This is a genomic window from Rhodococcus sp. EPR-147 (genome assembly GCF_001647185.1).
In the GTDB taxonomy this organism is placed as follows: Bacteria; Actinomycetota; Actinomycetes; order Mycobacteriales; family Mycobacteriaceae; genus Rhodococcoides.
On the sequence record NZ_LVCU01000569.1, the window covers coordinates 1 to 26,738 of the forward strand.

General features: G+C 59.9%; 21 protein-coding genes. 5 read left to right on the top strand and 16 right to left on the bottom strand.

Translation table 11 applies throughout. The features are described from left to right. The 3 genes from A2J02_RS27455 to A2J02_RS27465 form a co-directional block, all read left to right on the top strand. On the top strand, window positions 1-943 hold a 943-nt coding region (locus A2J02_RS27455; RefSeq protein WP_231911509.1), incomplete at its 5' end, for a glycosyltransferase. A 278-nt stretch (window positions 944-1,221) separates the two neighbouring features. Next, the gene (locus A2J02_RS27460; RefSeq protein WP_231893779.1) at window positions 1,222-1,491 is read left to right on the top strand and encodes a DapH/DapD/GlmU-related protein; all 270 of its coding nucleotides are present in this window, start codon (window positions 1,222-1,224) and stop codon (window positions 1,489-1,491) included. Between the two features lie 41 nt (window positions 1,492-1,532). Beyond that, window positions 1,533-2,759 (top strand): glycosyltransferase family 4 protein, encoded by a 1,227-nt coding sequence (locus tag A2J02_RS27465; protein WP_082898727.1) that lies wholly within the window; start codon window positions 1,533-1,535, stop codon window positions 2,757-2,759. A gap of 849 nt (window positions 2,760-3,608) precedes the next feature. On the opposite strand, the gene A2J02_RS27475 is transcribed toward A2J02_RS27465, so the two are convergent. The 16 genes from A2J02_RS27475 to A2J02_RS25510 all read right to left on the bottom strand — a co-directional run bounded on the left by A2J02_RS27475 (window position 3,609) and on the right by A2J02_RS25510 (window position 23,290). Further along, window positions 3,609-4,664 (bottom strand): polysaccharide pyruvyl transferase family protein, encoded by a 1,056-nt coding sequence (locus A2J02_RS27475; protein ID WP_197478139.1) that lies wholly within the window; start codon window positions 4,662-4,664, stop codon window positions 3,609-3,611. Then, window positions 4,661-5,863 (bottom strand): lipopolysaccharide biosynthesis protein, encoded by a 1,203-nt coding sequence (locus tag A2J02_RS25445; RefSeq protein WP_082898721.1) that lies wholly within the window; start codon window positions 5,861-5,863, stop codon window positions 4,661-4,663. Before A2J02_RS25445 ends, A2J02_RS27475 begins: the two co-directional genes overlap by 4 nt. A gap of 124 nt (window positions 5,864-5,987) precedes the next feature. Further along, entirely contained in the window at window positions 5,988-7,433 is a 1,446-nt protein-coding gene (wzy, locus tag A2J02_RS29115) for an O-antigen polysaccharide polymerase Wzy (RefSeq protein ID WP_197478141.1), read from the bottom strand. A gap of 113 nt (window positions 7,434-7,546) precedes the next feature. Continuing rightward, window positions 7,547-8,542 (bottom strand): GDP-L-fucose synthase family protein, encoded by a 996-nt coding sequence (locus A2J02_RS25450; RefSeq protein ID WP_068055367.1) that lies wholly within the window; start codon window positions 8,540-8,542, stop codon window positions 7,547-7,549. Beyond that, the gene (gene gmd, locus A2J02_RS25455; RefSeq protein WP_068055392.1) at window positions 8,539-9,561 is read right to left on the bottom strand and encodes a GDP-mannose 4,6-dehydratase; all 1,023 of its coding nucleotides are present in this window, start codon (window positions 9,559-9,561) and stop codon (window positions 8,539-8,541) included. Before gmd ends, A2J02_RS25450 begins: the two co-directional genes overlap by 4 nt. Before the next feature lie 61 nt (window positions 9,562-9,622). Then, window positions 9,623-11,080, bottom strand: a complete 1,458-nt coding sequence (locus A2J02_RS25460) for a sugar transferase (RefSeq protein ID WP_068055370.1) — start codon at window positions 11,078-11,080, stop codon at window positions 9,623-9,625. Between the two features lie 552 nt (window positions 11,081-11,632). Then, the gene (locus A2J02_RS25465) at window positions 11,633-12,952 is read right to left on the bottom strand and encodes a UDP-glucose dehydrogenase family protein (RefSeq protein ID WP_068055373.1); all 1,320 of its coding nucleotides are present in this window, start codon (window positions 12,950-12,952) and stop codon (window positions 11,633-11,635) included. Between the two features lie 197 nt (window positions 12,953-13,149). Continuing rightward, window positions 13,150-13,449 (bottom strand): hypothetical protein, encoded by a 300-nt coding sequence (locus tag A2J02_RS25470; RefSeq protein WP_068282871.1) that lies wholly within the window; start codon window positions 13,447-13,449, stop codon window positions 13,150-13,152. Between the two features lie 52 nt (window positions 13,450-13,501). Further along, a complete protein-coding gene (locus tag A2J02_RS25475) occupies window positions 13,502-15,007 on the bottom strand; it encodes a sugar transferase (RefSeq protein WP_442971508.1) in 1,506 nt (501 codons plus the stop codon). 254 nt (window positions 15,008-15,261) lie between these two features. Further along, a complete protein-coding gene (locus A2J02_RS25480; RefSeq protein WP_231893778.1) occupies window positions 15,262-16,131 on the bottom strand; it encodes a sialate O-acetylesterase in 870 nt (289 codons plus the stop codon). After that, window positions 16,128-17,345 (bottom strand): lipase family protein, encoded by a 1,218-nt coding sequence (locus A2J02_RS25485; RefSeq protein ID WP_082898719.1) that lies wholly within the window; start codon window positions 17,343-17,345, stop codon window positions 16,128-16,130. Before A2J02_RS25485 ends, A2J02_RS25480 begins: the two co-directional genes overlap by 4 nt. Before the next feature lie 4 nt (window positions 17,346-17,349). Beyond that, complete coding sequence (locus A2J02_RS25490) at window positions 17,350-18,615, bottom strand: acyltransferase family protein (protein WP_068055401.1); 1,266 nt, start codon at window positions 18,613-18,615, stop codon at window positions 17,350-17,352. A 16-nt stretch (window positions 18,616-18,631) separates the two neighbouring features. Next, window positions 18,632-19,876: a lipase family protein gene (locus tag A2J02_RS25495; RefSeq protein ID WP_068055382.1), complete on the bottom strand. Its 1,245-nt coding sequence runs from the start codon at window positions 19,874-19,876 to the stop codon at window positions 18,632-18,634. Then, on the bottom strand, window positions 19,873-20,574 hold the full coding sequence (locus A2J02_RS25500; protein ID WP_068055386.1) for a YveK family protein: 702 nt from the start codon (window positions 20,572-20,574) through the stop codon (window positions 19,873-19,875). The genes A2J02_RS25495 and A2J02_RS25500 overlap by 4 nt, the downstream gene beginning before the upstream one ends. Continuing rightward, the gene (locus A2J02_RS25505; RefSeq protein ID WP_068055389.1) at window positions 20,571-21,815 is read right to left on the bottom strand and encodes an alpha/beta hydrolase family protein; all 1,245 of its coding nucleotides are present in this window, start codon (window positions 21,813-21,815) and stop codon (window positions 20,571-20,573) included. The genes A2J02_RS25500 and A2J02_RS25505 overlap by 4 nt, the downstream gene beginning before the upstream one ends. Window positions 21,816-21,820: 5 nt before the next feature. Then, complete coding sequence (locus A2J02_RS25510) at window positions 21,821-23,290, bottom strand: polysaccharide biosynthesis tyrosine autokinase (protein ID WP_082898718.1); 1,470 nt, start codon at window positions 23,288-23,290, stop codon at window positions 21,821-21,823. A gap of 111 nt (window positions 23,291-23,401) precedes the next feature. Here A2J02_RS25510 and A2J02_RS25515 point away from each other — a divergent pair, with 111 nt between their 5' ends. Then, window positions 23,402-24,823 (top strand): O-antigen ligase family protein, encoded by a 1,422-nt coding sequence (locus tag A2J02_RS25515; protein ID WP_231911510.1) that lies wholly within the window; start codon window positions 23,402-23,404, stop codon window positions 24,821-24,823. Window positions 24,824-24,964: 141 nt separating this feature from the next. Continuing rightward, window positions 24,965-26,455: a cellulase family glycosylhydrolase gene (locus A2J02_RS25520; protein WP_231893777.1), complete on the top strand. Its 1,491-nt coding sequence runs from the start codon at window positions 24,965-24,967 to the stop codon at window positions 26,453-26,455. The last annotated feature ends 283 nt before the right edge of the window (window positions 26,456-26,738 follow it).

Consider the following 26,738-nt stretch of genomic DNA (forward strand, 5'->3'; position numbering starts at 1 on the left):
TATTGGGCTGCTCAGAAATAAGGTACTGCTCCAACTAGGCAATGTCACAGCAGCAATCGCGGCAGATGTCGCTGTTATCGACCTCAATCCTCGAAGTATCACCGCATGGTGGATAGCGGGAACACGATTCACCCTAAGACGCCGCACACTTGCCTGGGGTCACCTGTACCCAAGATCAGGAGCAAGTTCCAAAACTGCCGCTCTGCGTCTTCTAATGCGGCGTATCGTCCAAGGCACAATACTCTACGGCTACGACAGCGTTGTACCAGCTCGAAACGACTTACCTCACCAGCCGGTCTGGGTTGCCCCCAATTCACTGTACTCAGTCAAGAGTCTCAAAACTGAAAAAGCAGTACACCTACGCTCAATCTTATACGTGGGTCGACTAGAACCCGGCAAGAATACCGACCAGCTAATCGAGGCGTTTACAATATCTGAGCTCGCAAAGGATGGCTACAAGCTCGAGATAGTCGGTTTCGGGTCAATGGCCGACACGATCGAGGCATCCATTCTAAAGATTGAAATAGCTGGGAGCGTAATATTTCATGGCCGCATTGACGATGTCGACAAGTTGTCAGAGGTCTACTCACGCGCACTCTTCTCTGTCTCTCCCGGCTACATCGGCCTCAGCCTCACACAAAGTCTAGGCTTTGGAACACCAATGCTGTACTCCCTTGACCAACCGCATTCACCCGAAATTGAGTTAGCCCGGTTTGGACATGTCAAAAGCTACCATCCTGGGACACCAAACGGCCTCGGAAACGCAATGCGTCAATATGCCCGCGAACTTCAGGACATTCCAGTCGACGCACGATCAGTTTCACAGCAAGTAAGCCAGTACTATTCCGCCGAAGCCATGGCAGACGGACTATGGAACGCGTTGTCAGGAACTAATATGAATACAACGGACGACGGCTGGCCAAATCGAGGAGACTCACAGTGAACAACAGATCGAGACTTCCTAAGGTGGTACGAACCGCGACACGAGCTATCCTAAACAGGATTTCGGTTTACGGCAACGTCCAAACGGGACCGGGATTTTCCGCCGGACGAGGCGCCATCGTCAGCTCACCGCACGGACTTACAATCGGAAAATGCGTCAGCATCGGACCCAGATCGATCGTACAAGTCGATGGGACCATTGGGGACTACGCGATGATAGGCATGGGAGTGCAAATTGTGGGCCGAGAGGACCACGCACTCGATGAGCTCGGAGTACCTATGCTACTTAGCACTTGGGTCGGCGACCGTGAGCCAAACGAGCGCGATCGAATAACAATAGGAACAGACGTCTGGATCGGAGCTGGTGCGATCGTCCTGAGCGGGGTAAAGATCGGTTCGGGATCCGTAGTCGGAGCTGGATCACTAGTCACCAAAGATTTACCGGAGTTTTCAATTTGCGGCGGCGCGCCCGCACGGGTGCTAGGCCAGCGCTTCAAAGACGACAATGAGAGGGCACGACACCTCGAAATGATAGCGCAGTTGAGATGACAAGCGATTCAGCGCCATTGACCAGGGAGCGGCAGCAGGAAATGAATCCGAAGTCGATTACTATCATTGGCATTAACTACTCGCCAGAAAAGACAGGAATAGCCCCCTATACTTCCGGTCTTGCAGAAAACCTTGCCGCGGCCGGGTACGAAGTGTGCGTCATAACCGCCTACCCCCATTACCCCGAGTGGCGGATCGCAGAAGGATACAACGGACTATCAAGAACAGAATTCATAAGAGGGGTGGCGGTTCATCGAAAACGGTCATATGTTCCATCTAACCCATCGCCTTTTACTAGACTCATGCTCGAGGCTACCTTTGCGATTCGGGCAATTTTTTCGAACTGGAAAGACCCAGACGTCATAATTTCGGTAACACCATCACTAATCTCTACTCTTGCAGTCCAGTTACGACTGAAGCTTATACACAAGAGCCGACGGGCGGCTCTTGGCATCTGGGTACAGGATCTGTACGGACTTGGAGTAGCTGAAACCGGCACCTTGAGCGGGCGGAGTGCCAAACTCATGTCGAAGGTTGAATCGTACTCGCTCAGAAACGCGTCAAGAGTTGCCGTAATTCATGACCGCTTCAAGGATGTTCTGACCAACACGATGGGCATCGACCGCGGCCGTGTTGACGTCGTAAGAAACTGGAACCATTCGAAGCTTGAAAAGCTCGATGATAGGGATAACGAACGCCATCGTCTCACATGGGCTGACGACGAGTTCGTTGTATTGCATGCCGGAAACATGGGGGTCAAACAAGGTCTGCATAGCGTAATCGAAGCTGCAAAACTAGCTCAATCTCGATGTCTGAAAATCAAATTTATTCTTCTAGGAGACGGAAATCAGCGTAAGTCGCTTCAATCGTTAGCCGGTTCCTGCACTCACGTCCGATTTTTAGACCCGTTACCAGACGATCAGTTTTCGAGGGCGATACAAGCTGCGGATGCTCTACTTGTCAACGAATTAGAATCACTATCCAGCATGGCCGTTCCGAGTAAACTCACAACTTACTTTGCAAGTGGTGTCCCGATCATTGCAGCAACTGACTCAAAGAGCGTCACGGCCGGTGAGATTTCTGCATCAGGAGCAGGAATTACGGTAACTCCGAATGATCCTGAGGCCTTACTGAGATCAGTAGAAATACTGCGGTCCGACCCGAAATACGCCCGCGCCATTGGTCTAAACGGGCCGATCTTCAGGGATCGCAATCTGAGTGAGAATGCGGCAATGTCATCTATGCAGGATTGGATCGCAAAGATATAGGAATTAAACGCTACGCGTCCAACAAAGCCGCATACATGCGCTGACCGTCAAGACTCCGAAGCAACGCAAATGCAGCACAAACCCGAGGAGAAGTAGCAATGGGATCAGGCACACACCCGAACCTCTCGTTAGCCGGATTTACCGGCCATGGCTACGATAAGGGTCGTAACGTCGCCACCCAAATTCTATGGCAGATCGCTTCGGCAATTATTCAACAATGGTGGTTTCCTTCCGGCGCGCGCGTCGCTGTCTTAAGACTATTTGGAGCGAGTATCGGGAAGAACGTTCTCATACGCCACCGCGTTCGTATCCACTGGCCCTGGAAGTTGGTAGTCGGCGATTCATGTTGGGTGGGCGAAGGTGCCTGGTTGCTCAATCTCGAAAAAATAACAATTGGAACGAATGTATGCATATCGCAAGACGCCCTTCTGTGCACAGGTAGCCATCTCCGAAGTTCAGCCACGTTCGAGTTCGATAACGGTGCTATTTCGATTGGTGACGCGGCGTGGATATGCTGCCGCGCAATCGTTTTACGCGGCGTAACTGTGGGAAGTCACGCCATCGTTGGAGCAGGTAGCATCGCGCATCGAGACCTAAATGACTACTCTATGCTCGAAGCACCCAAGTCTGTCGAACGCAAAAATGCCTGAGTTGCAATGTCAGCTGCCGCAAAATACTGAACTTGTCTCCGACGTTCACAGGACGCTTCCACTGCCCGACGAAGACCAAACTGTTAAAGCACTGCAATGGCGTCCTTGAACTGTTCGTTTCTCAATTCGCCGGTCAGCGCGCACCGCACTGTCGTGTCGGGCGGTCTTGAGTTTTCAAGCGGTATTCTCCATACGCAGTTTATACGTCGCTCAGATTAAGTATATCCGTCCAGATCATCTCCAAATCCTCTCTTGCCCGCCGAGTAGCGAAAATTATCCGCTCCCTCTCCAGCTCTGAGGAATCGATTTCACAGACGGGTTGTATCCCGTTTAGCCAAAGGCTTTGAGGACCAAGTACAGGATCCAACGTCACGTGAAGTTTATCCTCGCCGGTGCGTTCCACGATTATGGGTATCGATCCACTTATTGCACCAAAAATTAGTGCGTGCAAGCGGTCACTGATAACTATAGAGCTCTCACGATAGGCCGATAGAATCACGTCTTCTTGCGCCGAGTGCGAGGTGTACTCTTCCCAAGATACGATGTCTATACCAACAAGGGCGGCCAGCGCCGAGCTGGTAGCCTGATCCTCTCGAACTTGGACCACCAGCCTAGGTATAAGTCCAGTAGACCTGATGCGGGCGACTAAGTCACTGATCGCAGCTGGATTGACGATGCGATCGTTACGTAAAGAAATTGATGCATAAATTCGGTCCATTGCCTCTTCATTAGGAGATTCCAATTTGGAGCCAAAAGCGAAATCTGGGGCAAATTGCACCTTTCGTTCGCTTAATAAGTCTGACGATGTCGAGTCACGGACCACGTACATATTGCTGCTTCGAACGATTATTTTCTCAAATAGGACGCCCACCCTGGAGTGCACACGGATGGCGCGTCCCAAGACCAACACGCGGTTTCCGGTAACTCGACCAACCAGAATCACTAGCGTGACTAGAACATGCTTGAGAGTTGGGGCCAAACGGCTTCCTAATTCGGCTGGTCCAGGTGCCATCACGAAGACGCACCTTCTAGTTGCATAGCTGGAAATCAGTTGTAGTAGAAACTTGGTGTATGACGACGCCAGTTTCCAACGGCCACTAAGGTGAAACGCGTCGAGGTATTCCGCGGGCATCGACCCTGCGTATAGCACGCCACCGATTCCTTGACGATCGAAAGCCCTTACGACCTGCCGTCGAATATATATATCACCGATATTTCCAGGCGCAGCATTAATGCTCATAAACACCTTGGTCATTTTTGATGCCTTCCCTTCGTTTTCCAAAGATATATGGCCTGCATCAGAACCTGCAGAACATAGCTCGTCGCCAGCGCTAATCCGCAGCCAGAGACGCCGAAAATCGAACCGAGCAGGAGAATCGCGATAAGACAATATCCCGTCGTGAACCATGATATCCACGAAACTGCCGCCAGATGACCCCAACCCTGAAGCAGCGAGTTCACCGGAGAAGCTACGGCCGCAAAGATGAGACCAATGCAGACTATCTGAATTACTGGTATAGCCTCGTCATAATCCTTCCCGAGCAGCGGGGTGATGACGAAAGGAATCGCAGTTGCGATGCCTGCGTACATCAAAGTCGTAAAGCCCAGTAACGCAAGGATTGGTTTTAAAATTCGCTCGGATCCACCATTTGCCTGTCTCGCTGCGATCGGCATCAATATATTCGCAAATGAAGTCGGTACCATACGCAATGGCGAGGTCAACCTACTTGCGGCTCCATATAGTCCAGATGCCACTGGGCTGAGAACTAGGCCGACAAGTAGCGTGTCAAAATTACGAACTTGTGTCGCGACTGAGTTGCTGTAGAACGGGCGGGACTTCCGGAATGCATCTCGGAACTCGGTTTTAGATCCGTACTGCACCAATGCTTTGTTACTTCGTTGTACCGTCGCGGCAGCGATCATGGAGCCGACTGCGAGGCCGAGGCAATACATATACAACTCGCCATGACCTAAGGCTAGTGAACTGAGCAAAAACGCTAAGGCTATAGTTCGCCGAAAGACCAAAGACGTCGCGTTTTGCCATGCCCTTCCGTCAGCCAACGGGATACCGAGCCAAGCCTCGACATGTTTGTCGGCAGCTAGCCAAACCGCCAACGGCACGAGCGGGAGAAACTTGGGGTCGATCGCGACTGCAGCTCCTGCTGCCATCAGTCCTATGACGCATATTGCCATATTGATCCAAGCTAGCGTTTTCAGCGCAGATCCCGCCGCCGGGTCCTGGGAATTTTGAGCCCTCGATCTCACGATATGAGCTGAAAGCCCGAAGTCACCCACTGTTTGGATAACTAATGCAATTCCATAGCTCGCGGCAAAGATTGCGAAATCGGCTGGCCCTATCCATCTGGCTAGCAACGCCATACTGACGGCTTGGATGACGGCACCCATCAACCTGCCTAGGAGTATCCAAGAAAACTGCTTTACCAGTCTCGCCATTTTGCCTTTTCTTTCATTCTGCTAGATCCCCATTGCCTGCCTGAGGCCCAGCAGTTCATCATACTTAATCCGTTACATACAGCAGACTGGCGGCTCAAGTCGATGAACATCTCGCACGCACCCGTTATGGCTTCCGCAGGGTATATGAGCGTTGATCTATTTCTCGTGTAATCGCCGCCGGCCGCGAGACAGGTTTGGAGCTCGGTTTTGATCTTCCAGACACTTGGATCAATATCCAAACGAGGACACAAGCGGTCACCAAAATGTTTACAGCAATCCATAGCTGCGATGGATAATTGCCTCGAATTGCTGTCGCGGGAAGCGCGCCCAGAATTAGGACGGCAATCAATCCAAATCCTTTTGCTCTAAATACTGCTGATTCAAAGAGCTTCGATGCCGCTCCCACAACGACTCCGATTGCCACGACGCCCACATAACTGAAGTCGAAGAATGCAGTGCCCGCGAAACTGGGAACTGGGCAAATTCCTGCTCCGCATGGTTGCCCGAAGAGCTCAATTAGTATTTCGTTTGACCATGACGCGGTACCTGAGATCCTCGTGGGTATTGCAGCCAAGAATATGTCTTCGATCGTCCCGCGGCCAAGCCCGTACGGCACGTCCGTTCCGAGGCGTGGCGCTACATACGCGATATAGTCGAGCATCTCTGTATCGTACGACGTAAAGAAATTGGTCAAGACCCCTCTCAGACCTTCTGTCTGAATAAATGAGATAAGCGCTTCAAGAAGTGAATCACCTTGATTCCGCGAACCTGAGCTACGTATGAATGGGACGATAGCTAGAAGCATGAATGCGAGCGCAGCTAAAAGAAGCTGATGTAGTTTGATCCGCGCATTCCATCGCTTCTGGTTCACATTCGCTGCAATTACCGCAGCTACAACGCACGGAAGGATAAAGCGGCGATTCCCCAGCATTAGGGGCGGGAATAGAGATATAATTACAACCGTCCAGTACACAATCTTTTCCCTTGCGGCGAGATGCATACCTTCTCGCTCGCGCACGAGTCGCCAGGACGCTGCCGTCAATGCTGATGCTGCGGGCAAACAGTAAATGATAAGCGGTAGGTTTTCGACAATGCGGGACGAGGCGCTAGACCGGCCTCCAGCCATTCCGATTAGTGCGTCGAACCCGCCACCTCGAAAGGCCATCAGCGCAACCCAAAGGAGTACGAAGGCCGAGCATCCATAGAACATTGCACCTACAGGGATGCGAGACATACGTTCTGCTAGATGCTTTTTGGATCGTTGGGCTTCGTTGACATTCGGACCCGGCGATCGCGAGTTACGAACTAGGCAATATCCACAGATGACGGACAGTATTGCGATCAACCCGACAATAGTAGCTTCTGCCACGCCGTCGTTGGTCGCGTACTGGTACAACCGTGGGCCAGCAGAGTAGTCGATCACCAATGGACGAACTCCGAAGATGGCGACGAGCATAAGGATTGAAACGCTGAAAGGAGATATTAGGTATCCGATTCGGAACCTGGACGTGAGGGAAACAGCGACTATCCCGATAATCGTTGACAATGCAGCTACCAGATTAGCGGTCACTATAGATCCTTTGTCAGGGTCGGCCGGTGCTCGAGAACCAACCGGAAGTTAGATCGCTCCGTCCCACAGCGAACATCAATGCGCTGGCCAGGGTATACGGATCCAGCCCGTAGCTAAGTTCGCAAGATCTTCATGTGTTCTCGATACCACTTCACCGTTGAAGAGATTCCCGACTTAAGGTCGATCTGCGGCTTCCAACCGGCACTCCGCAACTTGTTCACGTCCAACAATTTCTGCGGTGTGCCGTCCGGCTTGGACATATCCCATTCGGTCTTGCCTTCGAACCCGACTGCAGATGCCACGATACCGGCGATCTCCTTGATCGTCGCGTCCTCGCCGGTACCCACGTTCACCTGATCAGGCCCGTCGTAGTGCTCAAGCAGGTGAATGCACGCTCCTGCCATGTCGTCGACATGCAAGAACTCACGTCGCGGTGAACCACTACCCCAGTTCGTCACCGTGTCGATGCCGGCGCGGCGAGCCTCGTCGTAGCGACGGATCAGGGCCGGCAGGACGTGCGAACCCTTCGGAGAGAAGTTGTCACCCGGGCCGTACAGATTGGTCGGCATCGCCGAGATCCATGGCAGGCCGTACTGCTTACGTACCGACTGAATCTGCAGGATGCCGGCGATCTTCGCGATGGCATACGCGTCGTTGGTCGGCTCCAGGTGGCCGGTGAGGAGGTACTCCTCCTTGATCGGCTGCGGAGCCAACTTCGGGTAAATGCAGGACGACCCGAGGAATAACACGCGCTCGACGTTTTGCGCCAAGGCCGCGTCCAACACGTTCACCTGGATTCGCAGGTTGTCCGAGAGGAAATCGACCGGGTACGTGCTGTTCGCAAGGATGCCGCCTACTTTGGCTGCGGCGAGTACCACCGTCTTCGGCTTGGTTTCCTCGAAGAACGCAAATACCGCCTCACGGTCCTTGAGATCCAACTCGGATGACGAGCGGCCGATCAGATCGGTGAAACCGGATCCCTCGAGCTGGCGCCAGATAGCGGACCCCACCAGGCCGCGATGTCCCGCGACATAGAACGGCGCATCACGGTCCAACGGACCTGGCGTGTAGTCGGATACAACCGACCCGTTCGTTGCCACGGTGCTCATGCCCAATCCGGGAGTGCCGGACGGTCGATCCAGGGGCGACCCTCATGTTCGAGCGCTGCGATGTCCGCGTCGACCATGATCTTCGCAAGCTCGGGCGTGTGTACCGTGGCCTTCCACCCGAGCTTCGCTTCGGCCTTGCTGGCATCACCGATGAGGGCGTCCACCTCAGTGGGGCGCAGGTAGCGCTCATCGAACTTGACGTGCTTCTCCCAATCCAGTCCGGCCCGCTCGAATGCCACCACCAGGAAGTCCTTTACCGAAAAGTTGCCACCGGTGGCCAACACGAAGTCGTCCGGCTCATCGGCCTGCAGCATCCGCCACATGCCCTCGACATACTCCGGCGCGTAACCCCAGTCTCGGATGGCGTCCAAGTTGCCCATGTAGACGTTCTGTTCCAGACCGGCCTTGATGCGTGCGACCGCGCGTGTGATCTTGCGGGTGACGAATGTTTCACCGCGACGGGGGGATTCGTGGTTGAACAGGATGCCGTTGACGGCAAAGATGCCGTACGCCTCTCGGTAGTTCTTGGTGACCCAGTAGGCATAGACCTTGGCCGCGCCGTACGGCGAGCGCGGGTAGAACGGTGTGTCCTCGTTCTGTGGAGGCGGTGTCGCGCCGAACATCTCGGAGCTCGATGCCTGATAGAAACGGCACTGCAAGCCTGCGAGGCGTACTGCCTCGAGCAGGCGGATCGATCCGACGCCGGTGGTATTGCCGGTGTGCTCGGGCTCGTCGAAGCTGACGCGGACATGCGACTGTGCACCCAGGTTGTAGACCTCGTCCGGCTGGATTTCGGTGAGCAGCGTTACGAGTCGTGCCCCGTCACTCAAGTCGCCGTAATGCAGAAATAGCCTGGCGTCCTTCTCGTGCGGATCCTGGTACAGGTGATCGATGCGTGACGTGTTGAAGGTAGACGACCGTCGAATGAGGCCATGCACCTCGTAGCCCTTGCTCAGCAGCAGTTCCGCCAAGTACGAGCCATCCTGGCCGGTAATGCCGGTTATTAACGCGCGTTTCATCGATTCCACTCCTCTAATGCCCAGCACAGATCTGGCTTGTAATGAACTTTGGACATGCCGCTCAGTAAGCTCCGTCGCTTCCAGCCACGGCCTTCAAGGTCTTCGCGATGATCAGTAGATCCCCGACCATCGACCAGTTCTCGACATACGAAAGATCAAGTCGGACAGTCTCTTCCCACGACAGGTCGGATCGTCCGCTCACCTGCCACAGACCGGTGACTCCTGGCTTGACCAACAGTCGCCGACGAACCTCACCGTTGTAGGTCTCGACCTCACGGCGCAGAGGTGGCCTCGGCCCCACCACACTCATCTCGCGCTTGAGAACGTTGATGAACTGCGGCAGCTCATCGAGACTGAACCGCCGCAGCACCTTGCCGACGGGTGTCACCCGCGGATCGTCACGCATCTTGAACAGAACTCCACCGGCACCCTCGTTCTGATCCAACAGATGCGCAACTTGCCTGTCCGCGTCGGCGGTCATACTTCGGAACTTGATCATCGAGAACGGCTTGCCGTCGATGCCCATCCGCTCCGACTTGTAAAACACCGGGCCACGACTCGTGGTCTTCACCGCGATGGCGACGGCCAGCAGTATTGGCGAGATCACCACCAGCACCAGAGCTGCGAAAGTCAGGTCGAAGGCTGTCTTGCTGAATCGCGTCGCGCCGTTGTACTGCGGCTTCTCGACGTGAATCAGAGGAAACCCCGCTACGGGCCGCATCACCAGTCGCGGGCCGGCCACATCGACGACACCTGGCGCGACCACCAGGTCGACGTCCTTCTTCTCCAGATCCCAGATCATCTTGCGAATGCCGGTGTTACCGAGGTGCTCGGTTGCGGTCACGGCAACCGTATCGGCACCGCACTCACCGATTGCGTCGAGAACGTCGTGCTCGTCCCCTAGTACCGGAATGTCGGTACCTTCCACATGAACCAGCCCGTCCCGCGGAGCCTCGTAGCCGGGCATGCACATACCGACGACTGCGTAGCCCGACGAAGGGGACCTCTCGAAGGACTGCGCCATCGACACCGCAGCCGTGCGGCTGCCCACGATCAAGACCGAGGTCTTGTACTCACCCTTGCTTCGCAGCCGAGTGACGACCTGCCGCCAGACCCATCGATTCACCAGCAGTGCGATCAGCCCGAACGGTAGTGCGATGGCCAGATAGAGGCGAGCGAAGTCGATGCGGAACAGCAACGATACGATCGCGATGACACCGAACAGGCGGAAGGTGGCCGAGACAATACGTCGGTACTCCTCCGCACCGTTTCCGATGACGCGCGGGGATCGCGTACGAAAGATGGCGAGGAAAGCGATCCAGAGTGCGGCCAGGGCGACGGATACCCCGGTGTACGTCACCGTTGGGAGCAAACCCGCGGTCGCCACTTCGCGGTCACCGAAGCGCACGACATGAGCCAGTGCGACCGACAGAACGACGACGACTACGTCGGCCGTCCGCAGCCGCCTGATGTACTGATCTTCCCACACGTGACGTGAGGTGAGGTTGCGCGTCGGCATGGCACCCGACCGACGTGGAGATCCCCACAGAGAGCGCTGTGCAGCCCCGACAGATGCCAACGTGCTCCCCTCCTCTGCATTACTGCGCACACCTGAGGTGAACGGCGAATTCGGTTCGAACCAATCCGGAGAGCAACTGGTATCGAATTGAAATAGTCCCACGCTGTTATCCGATGCACCACGCGAGCGGCGTAGATCACAAACGAATAACAGCAGGTATCCGGTTTACCACACCATCGCTGACGAGGCGATAAGTGCGACAGGAACCCACTAGATGTAACCGTGATGTGGCCCAAAAACGTTACCAACGGCCAGAATTGACCGCCGCAATGTGAGACTTCACAAGTTACAGCACCGTTTATCGTGCGATCGGCAGCCCTGCTCCCGCCGATAGCGCGCCGAACAAACCTCTACTCCGTCCAACCTGTGGTGAAACCAGGATATTGCCGACATCGGAGCATTTAAAAGCCGAAACAACGAGAAGTCGCATGAAAGAAAACGGCCACACGAGTTCATTCCATCGAATGAATCATTCGTTCGGGTCGAACGCGATCAGGGACGCCCAAGCCCGCGGTAATTCCATCCGGCCGCACGCCACTGCTCCGGGTTCAGACAGTTTCGGCCGTCGATCAGCTTCTTGCTGCGCACGACGAAATCCAGGTCCTGCGGAGTGAGAGCCTTGAATTCCTTCCACTCCGTCAGCACCAGCACCACGTCAGCACCCTCGCAGGCTTCGAGCGCAGTGCTGTTGTAGGTCAGAGTGGGGAACAGAGCCCGGGAGTTCTCCATCGCCTTGGGGTCGTACACGTTGACGGCGGCCCCCTGCAGCTGGATCTGCCCGGCGACGTTGAGGGCCGGTGAATCACGAACATCGTCCGAATCGGGCTTGAAGGCTGCGCCGAGCACGGCGACTCGAGCACCGAGGAGAGATCCGCATGCTTCACGTGCCAGCTCGACCATACGAGTGCGGCGCCGCATGTTGATGTTGTCGACCTCACGCAGGAACGTCAATGCCTGGTCGGCACCCAGTTCACCGGCCCGCGCCATGAACGCCCGGATGTCCTTGGGCAGGCAGCCGCCGCCGAAGCCGATGCCGGCGTTGAGAAACTTGCGGCCGATGCGCTCGTCGTGGCCGATGGCGTCGGCGAGCACGGTGACATCTGCTCCCGCGGCTTCACACACCTCCGCGATGGCATTGATGAACGAGATCTTGGTGGCCAGGAACGCATTGGCAGACGCCTTGACCAGCTCGGCCGTGGCCAGGTCGGTCACTAGGAAAGGGATTTTCTCGTCGAGCAGCTGCGCGTAGACCTGGCGAGCGAGCTCCTCGGCGCGACCCGGACGGGCACGATCGACGCCGAGCACCAGACGGTCCGGGTGCAGAGTGTCCTTGACGGCGAAGCCCTCTCGCAGGAACTCGGGGTTCCACGCAACCTCGACGTCGTCGCCGGCAGGCGCGAGTTCGCGGGCGATCTTGCCGAGTCGCTCGGCCGTCCCCACGGGGACGGTCGACTTACCGAAGATGACGGCCGGCTTGGTGAGCAACGGCGCGAGCGTCTCGATGACCGAGTCGACGAACTTCATGTCGGCTGCGAACTCACCCTTTTTCTGGGGAGTACCGACACCGAGGAAGTGCACCTCCGCGAAGTCCGCAGCTTCTTGGTAAGACGCGGTGAAGCGCAGCCGTCCGGCCGCGATGTTGCGCTGCAGCACCTCTTCGAGACCGGGCTCCCAGAACGGGACCTCGCCGGCTTCGAGCTTCGCAAGCTTGGCCGGGTCCACGTCCACACCCAGAACCTCGTGGCCGAGCTCGGCCATGCACGCGGCGTGAGTGGCACCGAGATAGCCGGTACCGAACACTGTGATTCGCATCTGATCTTCCCCGTCAGTCGTTCTGAGCAATGGCGTACTCGACAAGAGCCCGTGACGAAGCGTCACAGTAAGTATCTGGAGGACAACGCCTTCAGATCACGCGCACACAGGGGAATAGTAAACACAGGCCATCACGCCCGTCACCCAGGAGACTGCAGTCACAGGACGAGCTGAACAACCAGCAAAAGGAAGGTTTCTCAGCGACGAACGGGAAACTGCGGGTTCTCCGGCTCCTCGACGGCCTCGGCGCAGCGGTGGACGAAATCGCTCAACTCGGCGCGGACCTCCGGAGCGAGAAGATCCAAGGGTGCGTCGGTGCCGTGATACTCGGCGAACGCCGAGGTGTAGGCGTCGACACTGTCGGCGATCACCGCGTGCAGCGAGGTGGACCGGTTCAGATGAACCTTCGCGATCACGTCGATGCGATCTGCAAGGAAATCGTGAAACGTGTTCTGCCCCATGGAAACATCACGTCCGTTCTGCGACACAGTTGTCATTGCGCAATGATACGAACAAAGCGGACCGACCGCACGGTGAGCGTCAGCGCTGCTAGTACGCGCCGTCGCTCTTGAGGACGGCGACTGCTGTCTTGGCGATGATGAGCAGATCGCCTGTCATGGACCAGTTCTCGACGTACGAGAGATCGAGGCGCACGCTCTCCTCCCACGACAGATCCGATCGCCCACTCACCTGCCACAGCCCGGTGATACCGGGCTTGACGAGCAGCCTACGACGCACTTCGCCGTCGTACGTTTCCACTTCGCTGCGTAGCGGTGGCCGTGGACCCACCACGCTCATCTCCCGCTTGAGCACGTTGACGAACTGCGGCAGCTCGTCGAGACTGAACTTGCGCATCACCTTGCCCACTCGGGTGACTCGTGGGTCGTCGCGCATCTTGAACAGCACCCCGCCGGCCCCTTCGTTGAGGGCGGCCAGTTCTTGCACTCGCTTGTCGGCGTCCTGGACCATGCTGCGGAACTTGATCATTTGGAAAGGCTTGCCGTCGATGCCCATTCGCTCGGACTTGTAGAAGATCGAGCCCTTGCTGGTGAGCTTGATGATCACGGCGAGAGTGATCAGAACCGGCGAGATCAGCAACAGGATCGAGGCGGCGAACAGGAAGTCGAACGCCGTCTTGCTGAATCGCTTCGCGCCGTTGTACTGCGGCTTCTCGACGTGGATGAGCGGGAAGTTCGCGACCGGACGCATCACCAGACGCGGACCGGCCACGTCAACCACTCCCGGCGACACCACGAGGTCGACCTTCTTCTTCTCGAGGTCCCACACCATCTTTCGCAGACCATGATGGCCGATGTGTTCGGTGGCCGTCACCGCGACGGTGTCTGCGCCGGAGGTCTCGATGGCCTCGACAACGCTGTGCTCGTCTCCGAGTACCGGAATCTCGACGCCGTCGATGGTGAACGACGAGTCGTTGCCGGGCTCGTAGTTGGGTAGGCAGATACCGACCACGCTGTAGCCGGCTTCAGGCGAACGCTCGAACGAGGTGGCCATGGCCAGAGCCGAACTACGGCTGCCGACGATGAGTACCGAGGTTTGGTATCCGCCACGAGCGCGTTTGCGCGACAAGATCTTTCGCCATACCCATCGACTCAGCAGAAGCCCGAGCAGCCCGACGGGCAGTGCGATCGCGAGATACAGACGGGCGATGTCCAGACGGAACAGCAGGGAGAGGATCGCGATGGTTCCGAAGAGTCGGAACGTGGCCGACACGATGCGGCGATATTCCTCCGAGCCGTTGCCGATCACTCGCGGACTACGAGTGCGGAAGATGGCGAGAAACGTCAGCCACAGAATTGCGAGTATTCCGGATATTCCGAAGTATCCGACGATGGACCACGGTTCACGAAAATCGATGTCGCCGAAGCGGATGATCTGCGCCACCGTCACCGCACCGAGAACGACCACCGTGTCCGTGACACGCAGGCCCTCGGTGTAATGCGTTTCCCATTCACGACGCGACGTCACCCTGCGCAACCGTCGAGCGTCACGCCGCGAGACAACCGAACTCTGCGCTTCCAGATCGCTGACTGACACTGATTTCCCCTCGGTACGTACGCATTGTCGAACCCTTGCGTGATCGACACAGCTCCGTGCCACCCCGTCGTGCAGATTATCTTGTCGTACTTGTCGTGTCACTTGGTGACGATGGTTTGATCGCCATGAACCCGCAGGTCGTTACATGTTTCCACTGGATTAATCGCACGCATCCACAGCGTTGCCGACTTCTCCCCGTGGCCCCCATCCCGGCCTTTACCGACCACCAATTAGCGCGACATCCACGCCCTGTGTCAAGCATTGTCGGTCGAACGTCGGACGCTCGGAGACATCTGGGTGAAGGCCTCCCACATTCGGCGTCCCAGTTCCCGTTGCCCCTCGCCGTTGTAGTGAATCTTCTCGGTCTCGCTGTTGTAGAGCCCCCGCGGGCCCGGCACGTACGCCACTCCGGCCCTACGTCGAGGCGTATCGGCGTGCACCGCATCGATGACGGCGTAGTTCGCATCCCCTGATTCGATCTCGTCCGGCACCATCTGACCGAGGACGAACGGAACGTCGCCGAACTCACCGCGCAGCGTGTCGATCAGGCTGTCGAGCTTCTGTGCGTACACCGGCCCTGTCAGCAGCGGCACATCGCTCTCACCCTGATGCCACAGCACCGCCGCGAGCTCGTTGCCGGGCTTGGTCGCCAGCCCCGTTCGGATGCGCTGCACTGCATCCCAGAACAAATTGACTCGCGCTCCGGTGTCGGCCGGATCCCAGGAGATACCGTGAATCCGCGCGAAGCCCGAATCGCCGCGCGCATACGGAACCAGCAACACCGGCCTCCCCGTCGCATTGGCGAGACGTGCGGCGAACGTCGGGCCGAATCCAACTGCCTTGGAGGGCACTTCGTGAAACAGTGGGTTGCTGCCCGCCACGATGGTGTTCTTCGACCGGCCCGACGCTGCCCACTGATGCACCCGTGGATGCGGCGCATCGAGACCCGCTCGATCCAACCCTCGGCCTGCACCGTGGGCATTGGACTGCCCCAGCACTGCCACGACCAGATACGGCTCGTCGATCGCCTCCACCGCGATGCCGCGTCCGAGACGCTTCTTCACGATGTCCTTGGCCCGTACCTTCACGTTCTGACCGAACCCCATGACGCTCCCCCTGTTCACGTGCAATCGTTCTGCGCCGGTGTCCCCGCGAATCGATCGGCCAACCACTGATTGACGGCGTCGCCGTTGACGTCCCCATGGCCGCGTCCGGCCTGCCGGTCGATGGTGATGACGTCGCCCAGTCCGCATGCCGATTGCAGTGCCGCATCGGTCCACGCCACGTCGATGTAGGTGTCGGCATCTCCGTAGGCCACCAACATCGGTGCCGACGCCGGCCCCGTCGGCAGCGCCATCCGAGTCAGTTCGTCCCGGAGCGCCGCGGCGGCCGCAGGGGATTTCGGCGCAAAGTCTTTGTCGCCGAGCCTCTTCGCCGCATCGGTGCGCGCACCCGCTTTGTCCGGCGTGCATTGGGTGAGAGTGTCCCAGTCCTGCTCGGCGTTGCCACTGCGGTAGTCGTCGAGATCGACGGTCTCGTCACGCCGCGCGAGTGATTCGAGTATCCACTGCAGCACCGGCCCCTGGTCCTCGGTCAACGTGCCCGCGGTTGCCTTGTCCACCAGACCCACCATGTTGGCGGTGGGTGCCAGAGCGACGGCCCCGACCAGATTCAGCTCCGGCGCATAGGAATCGGCGAGTTCGTTCGCGGCCCAGGCAGCACCGCCGCCCTGGGAACCCCCGAACGCAGCCCACTGCGTACCCACGTCGGGAAAGACCGTACGCAGTGCTCGCACGGCATCGATCACGTCGTAACCGGCGGTGATGTTGTCCAGGTAGGCATGGTTGCCCGGATGCCCGAGGCCCTCGTAGTCGGTGATGGCGACCGCGAATCCGGCTGTGGTGTAACCCTGTACGAGCGCGGATGCACCCAACAGCGACGCAGACCTCGACGGCGCGCACGCCTGCTCGATACCCGTGGTGCCGTGGGCGTAGGAGATGACGGGCCAGCCGCCCTCGGGTGCATCACCGGACGGGGTGAACACCGCGCCCGATACCTCGCGCTCACCCACCCCTGGTTGCACCGAGCGGTACACGACCTTGGCCGCGTCGATACCCGACATCCGCACCGGCAGCGGCAGATTCGGCATCGTCTCGGCACTGACGATGGAGCCGCTACCGGTACCGGGATTCGCGATGTCCATCGGCTCCGGATCGGAACCACGCACCGCCGCTGCCACGGCCCCCTGCGCCTGCACACCGAGCGGCACCACCACGGCGCATCCTGCGAGCAGAGGAAGGAGCATCAGCGGAGCGACGAGTTTGCGGACGGTGTGCATGAATCTATTTGCTCGCCTTGAATCTACGCGCGTACGTCAACGACGGCTTCTCGATGAATCGATACGTCACCGCCCCGAACGCGATGCTCACCGCGCTCACCAACACGAAGTTCCGCAGTAGTCCCAACGGGCTGTCGCCTGCCATCCATCCGAAGCGGCCCAGCATGATCAGGATGGGAAAGTGCCACAGATAGACGCTGAGCGAGATCATGCCCACGTAGCTCAGCGGTGCCCAATCGGCACGTTCGGCGAGCTTCGACCGCTCACCGCGAGCCAGTGGCACGATGATGAACAGAATGAGTAGGGCCGATCCGAACGACACGGTGGATGTCTGCCAGCGCGAGTTGTTGTCGATCAGCATCAGTGAGATCACCGCGGTGGGAATCATCGCGATTCCCGTCCACCACCGCATGCGGGTGACCAAGGCACCCTTGAACATTCCGTTGTCGATCGCGACGAACACCACCGCCGCCAGCATCCCGTAGGTGAAATTGTCTGCCAGCGACCAGAAGCTGCGGCTGAGCACCGCGATCTCGTTGGGTCCCCATTCCAGCAGTTTCGGATCGGTGATGCCCGACGGCCCCACGCGCGAGGCGGTGTAGAGCTTTCCGGTGATGCCGATGACGAACATGATCACGACCGGAATCAACGCCAGCACCGGTGCCGAGATGGACGTGCGCTTGCGCAGGAAGAACGCGATGCTTGTCAGCAGCGGCAGTGCGATGTAGAACGCGAATTCCAGCGACAGTGACCACGACGGGTTGATGCCGGTCTGGATCATGCTCGGAATGTAGGTGTGCACCAACGTCAGATTGGCCACCAGCGTGAGCGGATCGGTGAGGATGCCCAGGCCGTTGTCGGTGAAATGCTGTTCGGCCACCGCAGCGTTCTCCACGAACACCGCACGCATCACGTAGTTGGCGAACAAGAAGATGAACAGGTACGCCGGAAACACTCGCAGCAGCCGATGCATCGCGTAGCTGACGTTGTTCGGCATCGGTTTGCCTGCGAACAGCTTTCGGACCATCGGGAGGAAGATCAGGAAGCCCGAGAGCGCGAAGAAGAAGATCAACCCCTGCCCCAGCACCCCGAGCTTGTAGGTCAGGACGGTCTGCGGCGAATAGTGTCCGCCGACGTGCACAGCAAGCACGCACAGGCAGGCGAATCCGCGGGGGCCGTCGAGCCCGACGAGGCGGGCTGGGCGCTTGGCACGGGTATCGGGGGCGATCGCGGTGGCGGCGGTCGCGGTGCTGTCGGGAGTGGCGGTCATGGGTACCTTCTGGAGGTCATGGCGCAGGAGGCGGGCAGAAGCTGATGGCCTCGGTGCCGGCGAACCGGTCTTCGAGCCATCCGAACGCAGCAGCACCGTCGATGTCTGCGTGACCGGAATTCGGTTGGAGGACGGATTGAATCGTGTCCCCAGCGGCGCAGCCGGCCGCGATGGCGGTCTCGGTCCACGCCTGTGAGATCAACGTGTCCTTGCCGCCGTAGAGAACCAGCATCGGTGCGGCGGCCGGAGACATCGGCAAGCTCATCTCGCGCAGGTACTCCGCGAGCTTTGCCGTCGCCTCGGGGGTAGCCGGACGCAGATCGTCGTCGCTGATCTGCGCCGCCAACGACGTACGGTCGGCAGCGAGAACACCGCCGCACGCCGAGAGCTCGTCCCACTTCTCGGCGACGATGCCCCTGCGATAGTCGTCCAGGTCCAGCTCGGGATGTGACTGGGCCAGGCCCACCAGAACCCACTGCAGCAGCGGCTTCTGATCGTCGGTGAGGGTTCCGTTCGCGGCGGCGTCCGCGAGACCGACCATATCGGCTGCCGGCACCAAACTGACCGAGCCGACCAGTTCGAGACCCTCGCCGTAGCTGCCCGCGAGTTCGTTTGCAGCCCAGGAGGCTTGACCGCCCTGAGATCCGCCGAACGCCGCCCACTTGGTGGACGTCTCGGGAATCAGCTTGCGGGCAGCACGCACCGAGTCGATGAGATTGTTGCCGACGGTCCGCGCGTCGAGATAGGGATGATATGAGCCCTCCAGGCCCAGTCCCTGATAGTCCGACACCGTGACGACGTTCCCGGCGCGCACCAGCGCTGCGACGATCTGCGAGCTGCCGAGCAGCTCGGGATCGGTCGACGGCGCGCAGTCCTCGAGCACGCCGGTGGTGCCGTGGCCGTAGGCGATGATCGGCCAACCACCCTCCGGCGGTGTGCCTTCCGGTGCGAAGATCGTGCCCGAGACGCGCTGCGGCGAACCGTCGACGCCGGAGGTGGACGAGTAGACCACCCGCGCGGCCACCGAGGACACCGCACTGACCCGACGATCGATGGTCAGGAGTTGCTGCGCACTCTCGAGCGAACCGGGGCCCGCTTCACCGTAATCGGCGTCCAGCGTCGCACCGAATGCAGCGGACTCCGATATCGAGTACGGATCGGCGGGAGGTTCTTCGGAGGAACACCCCGCCGTCACCAGGATCAGGGCCAGTGCGCAGGCACCGCTCGCTCGTCTTGCTCGGCTCGTTCTCGACAGTGTCATCGGACCCCCTCTGCAGCAGGCGTCCGCTGGGCAGCGGTCGCCTGCTTCACGATGTTCTCCACTTGATCGCGATGGTCGATCGAGTCGCGTGCAATTCCGAATGCCAGAACCAGCACACTGCTCAGGATCGTGCCCATCACTCCCCCCAGAATCATGTTGCTCATCGGTGTCGGTGTGGTGACCTGATCAGGTGTGGTGGCCGCATCGACGAGCGTCACCTCCGACACCGCTCCGTCCGCACCCAGATCGATCTCACCAACGAGTTTGATGAGCTGCACCGCAACCTCATTGGCAATGTCCCGTGCCTGTTCGGCGTAGGAGTTCACCACCGCGATCTCGATCAGCGCGGAGCCCGGAGTGGGCACCGCCGTGATGTCGTTCTTCAGCTCCTCCGGTTCGAGGGGCAACCCCTGCGAGGCGATGACGCGGCGCAGCACCTGTTCCCCGGTGGCCAACTGAACATACGTCTCGACGCGAACCAGCGACCCGCGATTGCCGTCGAGCGAATTCTTGGGCGAGGTGGGACCGGGAGCGGTGACGAACACCCGCGACGCTGCGGTGTACGTCGGCTCGACCAACTGCGTCGCCAGCCACCCGGCACCCGCCGACAGTATCGCGGCGACCAGGATCAATGCCCAGCCGGACAACAGAATACGGCCGTAGTCCTTGAGGGTCGGCACACCCGTGGGGGCGATCATCGATTCAGCTCGCACGTGTTCACCGGACGCTGGCCGGCGAACATGCCCTTGACCCACGGAACCGACCGACTGCTGTCCAGATCTCCGTGTCCCTCGCCCTGATGCAGCTCGTATTCGACGAGGTCTCCGGAAGCGCACGCGCGCTGCAACGCCTTCTCGGTCCACGGTTCGAGAATCAGATCGTCCTCGCTGCCGTACATCACCAACAGCGGCGTCGTCGAACGCTGCTGCGGCAGAGCCATATCCGCCAGGTAGCCGCGCAGTCGATCGGTCGCCTCGACGCTGACGGGCGTCAGGTCCGCGGCCTGCAGACCTGCCAACAGACCCGGCACGTCGTCGGACTTCGGCGGTACGCACTCCATGAAGTCGTTCCACCGCTCCCGCGCCAACCCGGATCGGTAGTCGTCGAGGTTCATCTCGGGATGGCTGATCGCCAGCGTGTGCAATGCGTACATCAGCAGCGGGTACTGGGCCCGCGTCAGAGTCTGATTGGCGGCGGCATCGGCCAAGCCGGACATGTCCGAGACCGGCACCATCGCCGCGGTGCCCACCAGCTCGAGCCCGCCCCCGTACTCGGCGTTGCGGTCGCTGGCCGCCCAGGCCGCCATGCCGCCGAGCGAGACCCCGTAGGCGGCCCACCGCGAACTGAGAGTGGGCACGAAGTTCCTGGCCGCACGGACTGCGTCGATCATGTTGTAGCCGAACGTCTTCGAGTCCAGGTACGGGTGATACGACCCACCGAGCCCGAGCCCCTGATAATCGGTCATGGCCACGGCGAAACCGTTGAGCACCAGTGCCGCAACGATGGGGGCACTACCGAGAAGGTTGGCGTACCTCGACGGCCCACACGCCTCGAGCACGCCCGTCGTACCATGCCCGTAGGACACCACCGGCCAACCACCCTCGGGCGCAGTGCCACCCGGGATCACCACGGTGCCCGAGACTTCCGTCGGCTCCCCGGTGACACCCGACGTCGATCGGTACACCACCCGCGTCGCGGTGGCACCCAACTCGGTGATGTCTGCTGCGATGTCCTCGATCGGCTCGGCCGAGATCAATGAACCCGGCCCGGTACCACCGAAATCGGACGGTGGCAGCGGCTCCGACGTCGCCGGAGCGGCCGTGACGGGAGCGGTCTGCGCACCGGGCGGCAGCACGATCGGAGCCTGCTGAGAGCAGGAGATCGACACCCCTGCTGCACACAGCACGGCACCGACTCGGACCGTCCACCTCCCTGACATCGAAGCTATCCTCTGCTCGCCGAGGACGTCGCAGAGTCGTTGTTCGCCGGCCTCGGCCGGACCGCGGCGTGGGCGGGTCCGGACGGGGCGTGCGTGGTCGGCACAGTGGAAGTGTCTGCAGCAGTGCTTGTTTCACTGGAACCCTCGCTTGCCGCGGAACTGCCACCGCGGAGGCGTCGGGCCGCGGGTTCGAAGGTGGTCACCACGCCCAGCACGGTGCCGCCGACGCCGTCGAGCGCCTTGATCGCACGCCGCAACTTGTCGCGTGTGGTGCGGCCGGTGCGGGCGAGAAGCACTGTGCCGTCGGACAATGCAGTGAGGATTGCGCCGTCGGTGACATCGAGCAGAGGCGGGGTGTCGACGATGACGTAGCGGTAGTCACCGCGCAGCGCCGTCAGCAGTTCCTGAGTGCGGTCCGATCCGAGCAACTCACTCGGGTTCGGCGGCACCGGCCCTGCCGGAAGCACCGACACACCGTCGAACACGTCATCCTGGATGGCATCCTCCACGCTGTGCTCACCGGAGAGAACGGTGGACAGGCCGCTGTACTGGTCGATGCCCAAGCGGGTGCCCAGGGCCGCGCTACGCAGGTCGCCGCCGACGAGCAGCACCGAATGCCCTGCCTCGGCCAGAACGGCGGCGAGATCGATGGCGGTACTGGTACGCCCCTCACCCCCAGCCGCGCTCGTGATGGTGATGACGCGCGGCGGCGATCCGCCGCCGAGGAACCGAATGTTGGTGCGCAGGACGCGCAGTGGTTCACCCATCGTCGCCATCGACGCCACCGGCACCGTGGGACGCGTCGCATCCACCGGGAGGCCACCGAGTACGACGCGGCCCGAGACATCCTCGGCGCGTGGACGATCGCGAATGGAGCGATCCATCAGACCGCGGAGCAACGCGAGGGCGAGGCCGACCACGAAGCCGACAGCGCCGCCGAGAACGAGAGCCGTGACCAGACCCATGCCGATCGGTGCCGTCGGCACGTCACCCTGATCGACGATGGTGGCACCGGCCGCGGGGTTGCCGCCGCGCTGGGATGTTTCGAGTTCCTGCACCACCTGCGTCAGCTGCCCGGCGACAGCGTTGGTCAACGCCTGGGCGACCGCGGGATCGGCGTCGGTGGCACACAGATCGAGCAACACCGTCTTCTCGATCGGCGTCGCGGTGATCCTGGACCGCAGTTCCGCCGCGGACTGCTGCAACTGCAGTTGATCGACGGCTCGCTGCGCAACCTGGGTGCTGGTGGCCAACCCGGCGTACGAGGACACGCGTTCCTGTGAGAACAGATTGTTCTGGTACGCCTCACCGACCGAGCTGCCACCTTCGGTGGTGACGAACAGACGGGCACACGCTTGGTATTGAGGCGTCGTGAAGAACGTGTAGGCAAAACCCCCGGCAACGCCGATGACCGTCGCCAGCGCGACGATCCACCAACCCGCCCGAAGGATCCGCCAATACTCTCGAATCTCCACGAGTGCTCCTATCGAATAACCGTCGGTCAAGGGGAAACAATAAAGCGCAGCGAAGGATTCGGCACGGCGTAGATGTTGCGAGTACATGAAAGCGTGACAACATCAGAACCCATGAGCATCGTGCAGCGGGTCGGATGGGTCGCCATCGTGGCAATCCCCGTAACCGTTACATTCGCCATGATCGTCGGCGGAAGTCCGGCGAAATTGGGGGCATTCGCCCTAGTCGCGCTGACGGTGGGAGCGTACATCGGCCTACGTCACCCGCTGTATCTGACTCGCGCTCTTGCCTTTTCGCTGGGCGCGCTCCCCTTCGGTTACGTTCCGGGCACACCCGTGCCGTTGGTCTTCACGTTCGCCGTCGCAACGATCTTCGCCACTGTGATTCACCGCACGGCAGTGAGCCGCATCACATGGCCCGAAACCACCGTCATAACGCTGATCGTCCTGTCCGCACTGTCGGTCGTCGTCATGGCAACCGGACTCGGCGACTTCTTCGAATTCGGTAAATGGCTGATCTCGACCCTCGTGGTGGTGTGCCTGTTGCGAATGCCGCGCGAGGAAATGGCGGTGTTCGGCAGGATCTACGTCTACGCGGCATCCGGGGCCGCCGCTTTCGCATTGCTGATCTTCGTCGGTGATCCCGCAGGCAAACTCATTCGCTACCTCTCGATTCTCGGATACGGCACCGAGGAGGAGAGCACTCGATTCGTCTACAGCCCCACCGGTGCCACCTCGGTTCGCCTGGCAGGGACGTACATCGACCCCAATGCCGCCGGAATCGGCTTCGTCCTCGCGCTGATGCTGTGCATCCTGTTGCTGCGTGGCTACCTGCGTACCGCCCTCGCAGCTCTGCTGTTCCTGTCGATCGTGCTGACGCTGTCGCGAGCGGCTCTGTTCTCGGTGGGGTTCGGCGTAGTACTGATGTTCGCGTTCCAACAACTGCGGACCAGGGAACGCCTGGCCATCGTCGGCGCATTCATCGCTGCCTTCATCGGAGCGCTCGCAGTACCCAGTGTGCGCAGCCGCGTCTTCTCGTCCTTCGGCAACGAAGACGCAGGCTCGAGCGCACGCGGCGATGCCCTCGCCGAATTCCCCGGCCACATGCAAGGCCATTGGCTGTTCGGCCTCGGTTGGGGACGGCCGGAATTCGTCGATCCGGCGACTGCATTCGAGGTGAACTTCGTCGCCAACTCGCCGCTGCTCACCGTCTACCGCGGCGGGATATTCACCGGCCTCGCCTTCACCGCAATTCTCGTTGCCGGTGCCGTTGTGGGCTACCGAATGCTGCGATCGGGACGCTGGGAACTGGGCTTCTACGGCGGCACATTCATCGGCTTCTCAGTGGTCGCGCTGCAACTCGACTTCCCCGTCGTCAGCAATCCTTCCACGACGACGGCATTTTCCGTGATGCTCGCATTCGTCGTCTACGCGTGGGAAAAAGCGACGGAAACCAAGCCCGACGGCGACAACATCGAGAGTACGAAAACGAAAAACTTGCTTTCGGCCGGAGGTACTCGACCAGCAGTTTCATAATTATCGGTCCGCTTTTTGTGATTTGCACAAAAGCGTGCTCGAGGTGCAATGATTCCCGCACCGGCCCGTCGAATGTTGGTACGGACCCCCTGGTGGAGAGAATTGAAGATGGTTCACTTTCGCGGTGGCTTTCGCACAGTAATGTCAGCGACAACCGTTCTGATCGTCGCTGCCGGGCTCGCTTTCGGAGTCACGTCCGTCATCACTTCACCCGACCACGTCGTCGGCCCGTCCCGCGCCGAAGCAGCCCCCAACCCACCCGGCGTCGGCATTTCCGACGGCGGCGGATTGCTGTGGGCCTCCGACGCGGAGTTGGACACCACCGTGCAATTCATGACGAGCATGGGCGTCAAGTCGATGCGCATCGCCATTCCGTGGTCCACCGTCGAGTACATCCAGAATCAGCTGAACTGGACGGCCGTCGATCGCGTTGTCAACAAGCTTCGAGCAGCGAACATCTCGATGCTGGGCATCATCGCGTACACCCCGCCGTGGGCGACCTCCCCGGTGAATCAACCCATCAACACCCGCCCGGCATCGCCTGCCGCGTTCGGTGATTTCGCCGGTAAGGTCGCCGCCCGCTACAAGGGCAAAGTGGCCGACTACGAGATCTGGAACGAGCCCAACGGGTCGATGTTCTACGGTCCGCAGCCCGACGCGGCCGGCTACACCGCCCTGCTCAAAGCCGCGTACCCCAGGATCAAGGCAGCCGACTCGGCCGCAACCGTCGTCGGCGGAGTCCTCGGCGCAGCCGAACAGGGATGGGGCATCGTCAACCCCGTCGACTTCACCAATCAGATGTACGCCGCAGGTGCGGCAGGTAGTTTCGACGCCCTCTCCTACCACCCGTATCAGTACTCGTTGAAGTTCTCCGAGGGCCCGTACGTCGAACATTCACCGGCCCGGCAGGTCATGGACATGCGCGCGGCCATGGTCGCCAACGGCGACGGCAGCAAGAAGATCTGGGCCACCGAGTACGGCGTTCCCACCTCCGCGGTGTCGGGAGATCAGCAGAACGCGATGATCACCGACTTCATCCAGAAGTGGCGCGAGCTGCCGTACACCGGGCCGATCTTCCTGTACACGCTGCGAGACAAGGCAACCGGCAGCAACGACCCGGAAGACACGTTCGGTCTGCTCGAGAGCAACTGGGGTGCCAAACCGGCCCTGTGGGGCCTGATGGGGCTGCTGCAGCAGGGCATTCCACGCACGGCCGAGTACAACCGCTTCGCCGCCGCTCCGAACAACTCCGGAGCGGTACTGGGCCCGGTGTTCCCCGTGCGCGATACGTGGGCGCAGTACCGCCAGGATGCGGTTCTCTACGAGATGCCAAACGGTTTCGTCGCCGTTCCTCGCGCTGTGGCCGAATCGATCAGGGCCACCGGATTTCTCCCGACGACGCCGTTCAACGGCACCTACCAGGATTTCGACAGCCCCTTCGGCCTCCGTGTGTTCTCCACCGCCATCGGCGGTACCCACAACATCGGTGGGGGCATCTACAGCGCCTGGGATCCCACCCTGGGGCCCGCAACGAGCGACGAGATGCCGCAGTACGGCGGCGGCGTACGGGTGACGTTCCAGTACGGCGCGATCACCTGGACACCGTACGTCGGAGCGACCGTCACCCGCTGAATAAATTCGATCGACCGATTGTTAATTCGCAAACCGCATGCCCCTTTTGATTGGGTTCGACGCGCCCATTTCTCGGTGCATTCATTGCGGCCACGTTAACTCTGCGCAAAGGCGCGGTTTCGGTTCGCCGATCAATTAATTCGCGTTGTGAACCACCTCACTTAACGCTATCTATTTCCCCCGTAAACGGATATTCATATAGCGCGAACGAATGACTCTTCGTGGCAGGATTATGTCCAGTGTTCGCACGTCTCGTCGGGGGGACGCCTGAAACTCGACGCTC

Excerpts from the sequence above, each read along its gene's own strand:
- A2J02_RS27460 (WP_231893779.1), top strand. The coding sequence starts at position 1,222 with ATGCTACTTAGCACTTGGGTCGGCGACCGTGAGCCAAACGAGCGCGAT.
- A2J02_RS27465 (WP_082898727.1), top strand. The coding sequence starts at position 1,533 with ATGAATCCGAAGTCGATTACTATCATTGGCATTAACTACTCGCCAGAA.
- A2J02_RS27475 (WP_197478139.1), bottom strand. The coding sequence starts at position 4,664 with ATGACCAAGGTGTTTATGAGCATTAATGCTGCGCCTGGAAATATCGGT.
- A2J02_RS25445 (WP_082898721.1), bottom strand. The coding sequence starts at position 5,863 with ATGGCGAGACTGGTAAAGCAGTTTTCTTGGATACTCCTAGGCAGGTTG.
- A2J02_RS25450 (WP_068055367.1), bottom strand. The coding sequence starts at position 8,542 with ATGAGCACCGTGGCAACGAACGGGTCGGTTGTATCCGACTACACGCCA.
- gmd (WP_068055392.1), bottom strand. The coding sequence starts at position 9,561 with ATGAAACGCGCGTTAATAACCGGCATTACCGGCCAGGATGGCTCGTAC.
- A2J02_RS25460 (WP_068055370.1), bottom strand. The coding sequence starts at position 11,080 with ATGCCGACGCGCAACCTCACCTCACGTCACGTGTGGGAAGATCAGTAC.
- A2J02_RS25465 (WP_068055373.1), bottom strand. The coding sequence starts at position 12,952 with ATGCGAATCACAGTGTTCGGTACCGGCTATCTCGGTGCCACTCACGCC.
- A2J02_RS25470 (WP_068282871.1), bottom strand. The coding sequence starts at position 13,449 with ATGACAACTGTGTCGCAGAACGGACGTGATGTTTCCATGGGGCAGAAC.
- A2J02_RS25485 (WP_082898719.1), bottom strand. The coding sequence starts at position 17,345 with ATGCACACCGTCCGCAAACTCGTCGCTCCGCTGATGCTCCTTCCTCTG.
- A2J02_RS25490 (WP_068055401.1), bottom strand. The coding sequence starts at position 18,615 with ATGACCGCCACTCCCGACAGCACCGCGACCGCCGCCACCGCGATCGCC.
- A2J02_RS25495 (WP_068055382.1), bottom strand. The coding sequence starts at position 19,876 with ATGACACTGTCGAGAACGAGCCGAGCAAGACGAGCGAGCGGTGCCTGC.
- A2J02_RS25500 (WP_068055386.1), bottom strand. The coding sequence starts at position 20,574 with ATGATCGCCCCCACGGGTGTGCCGACCCTCAAGGACTACGGCCGTATT.
- A2J02_RS25505 (WP_068055389.1), bottom strand. The coding sequence starts at position 21,815 with ATGTCAGGGAGGTGGACGGTCCGAGTCGGTGCCGTGCTGTGTGCAGCA.
- A2J02_RS25515 (WP_231911510.1), top strand. The coding sequence starts at position 23,402 with ATGAGCATCGTGCAGCGGGTCGGATGGGTCGCCATCGTGGCAATCCCC.
- A2J02_RS25520 (WP_231893777.1), top strand. The coding sequence starts at position 24,965 with ATGTCAGCGACAACCGTTCTGATCGTCGCTGCCGGGCTCGCTTTCGGA.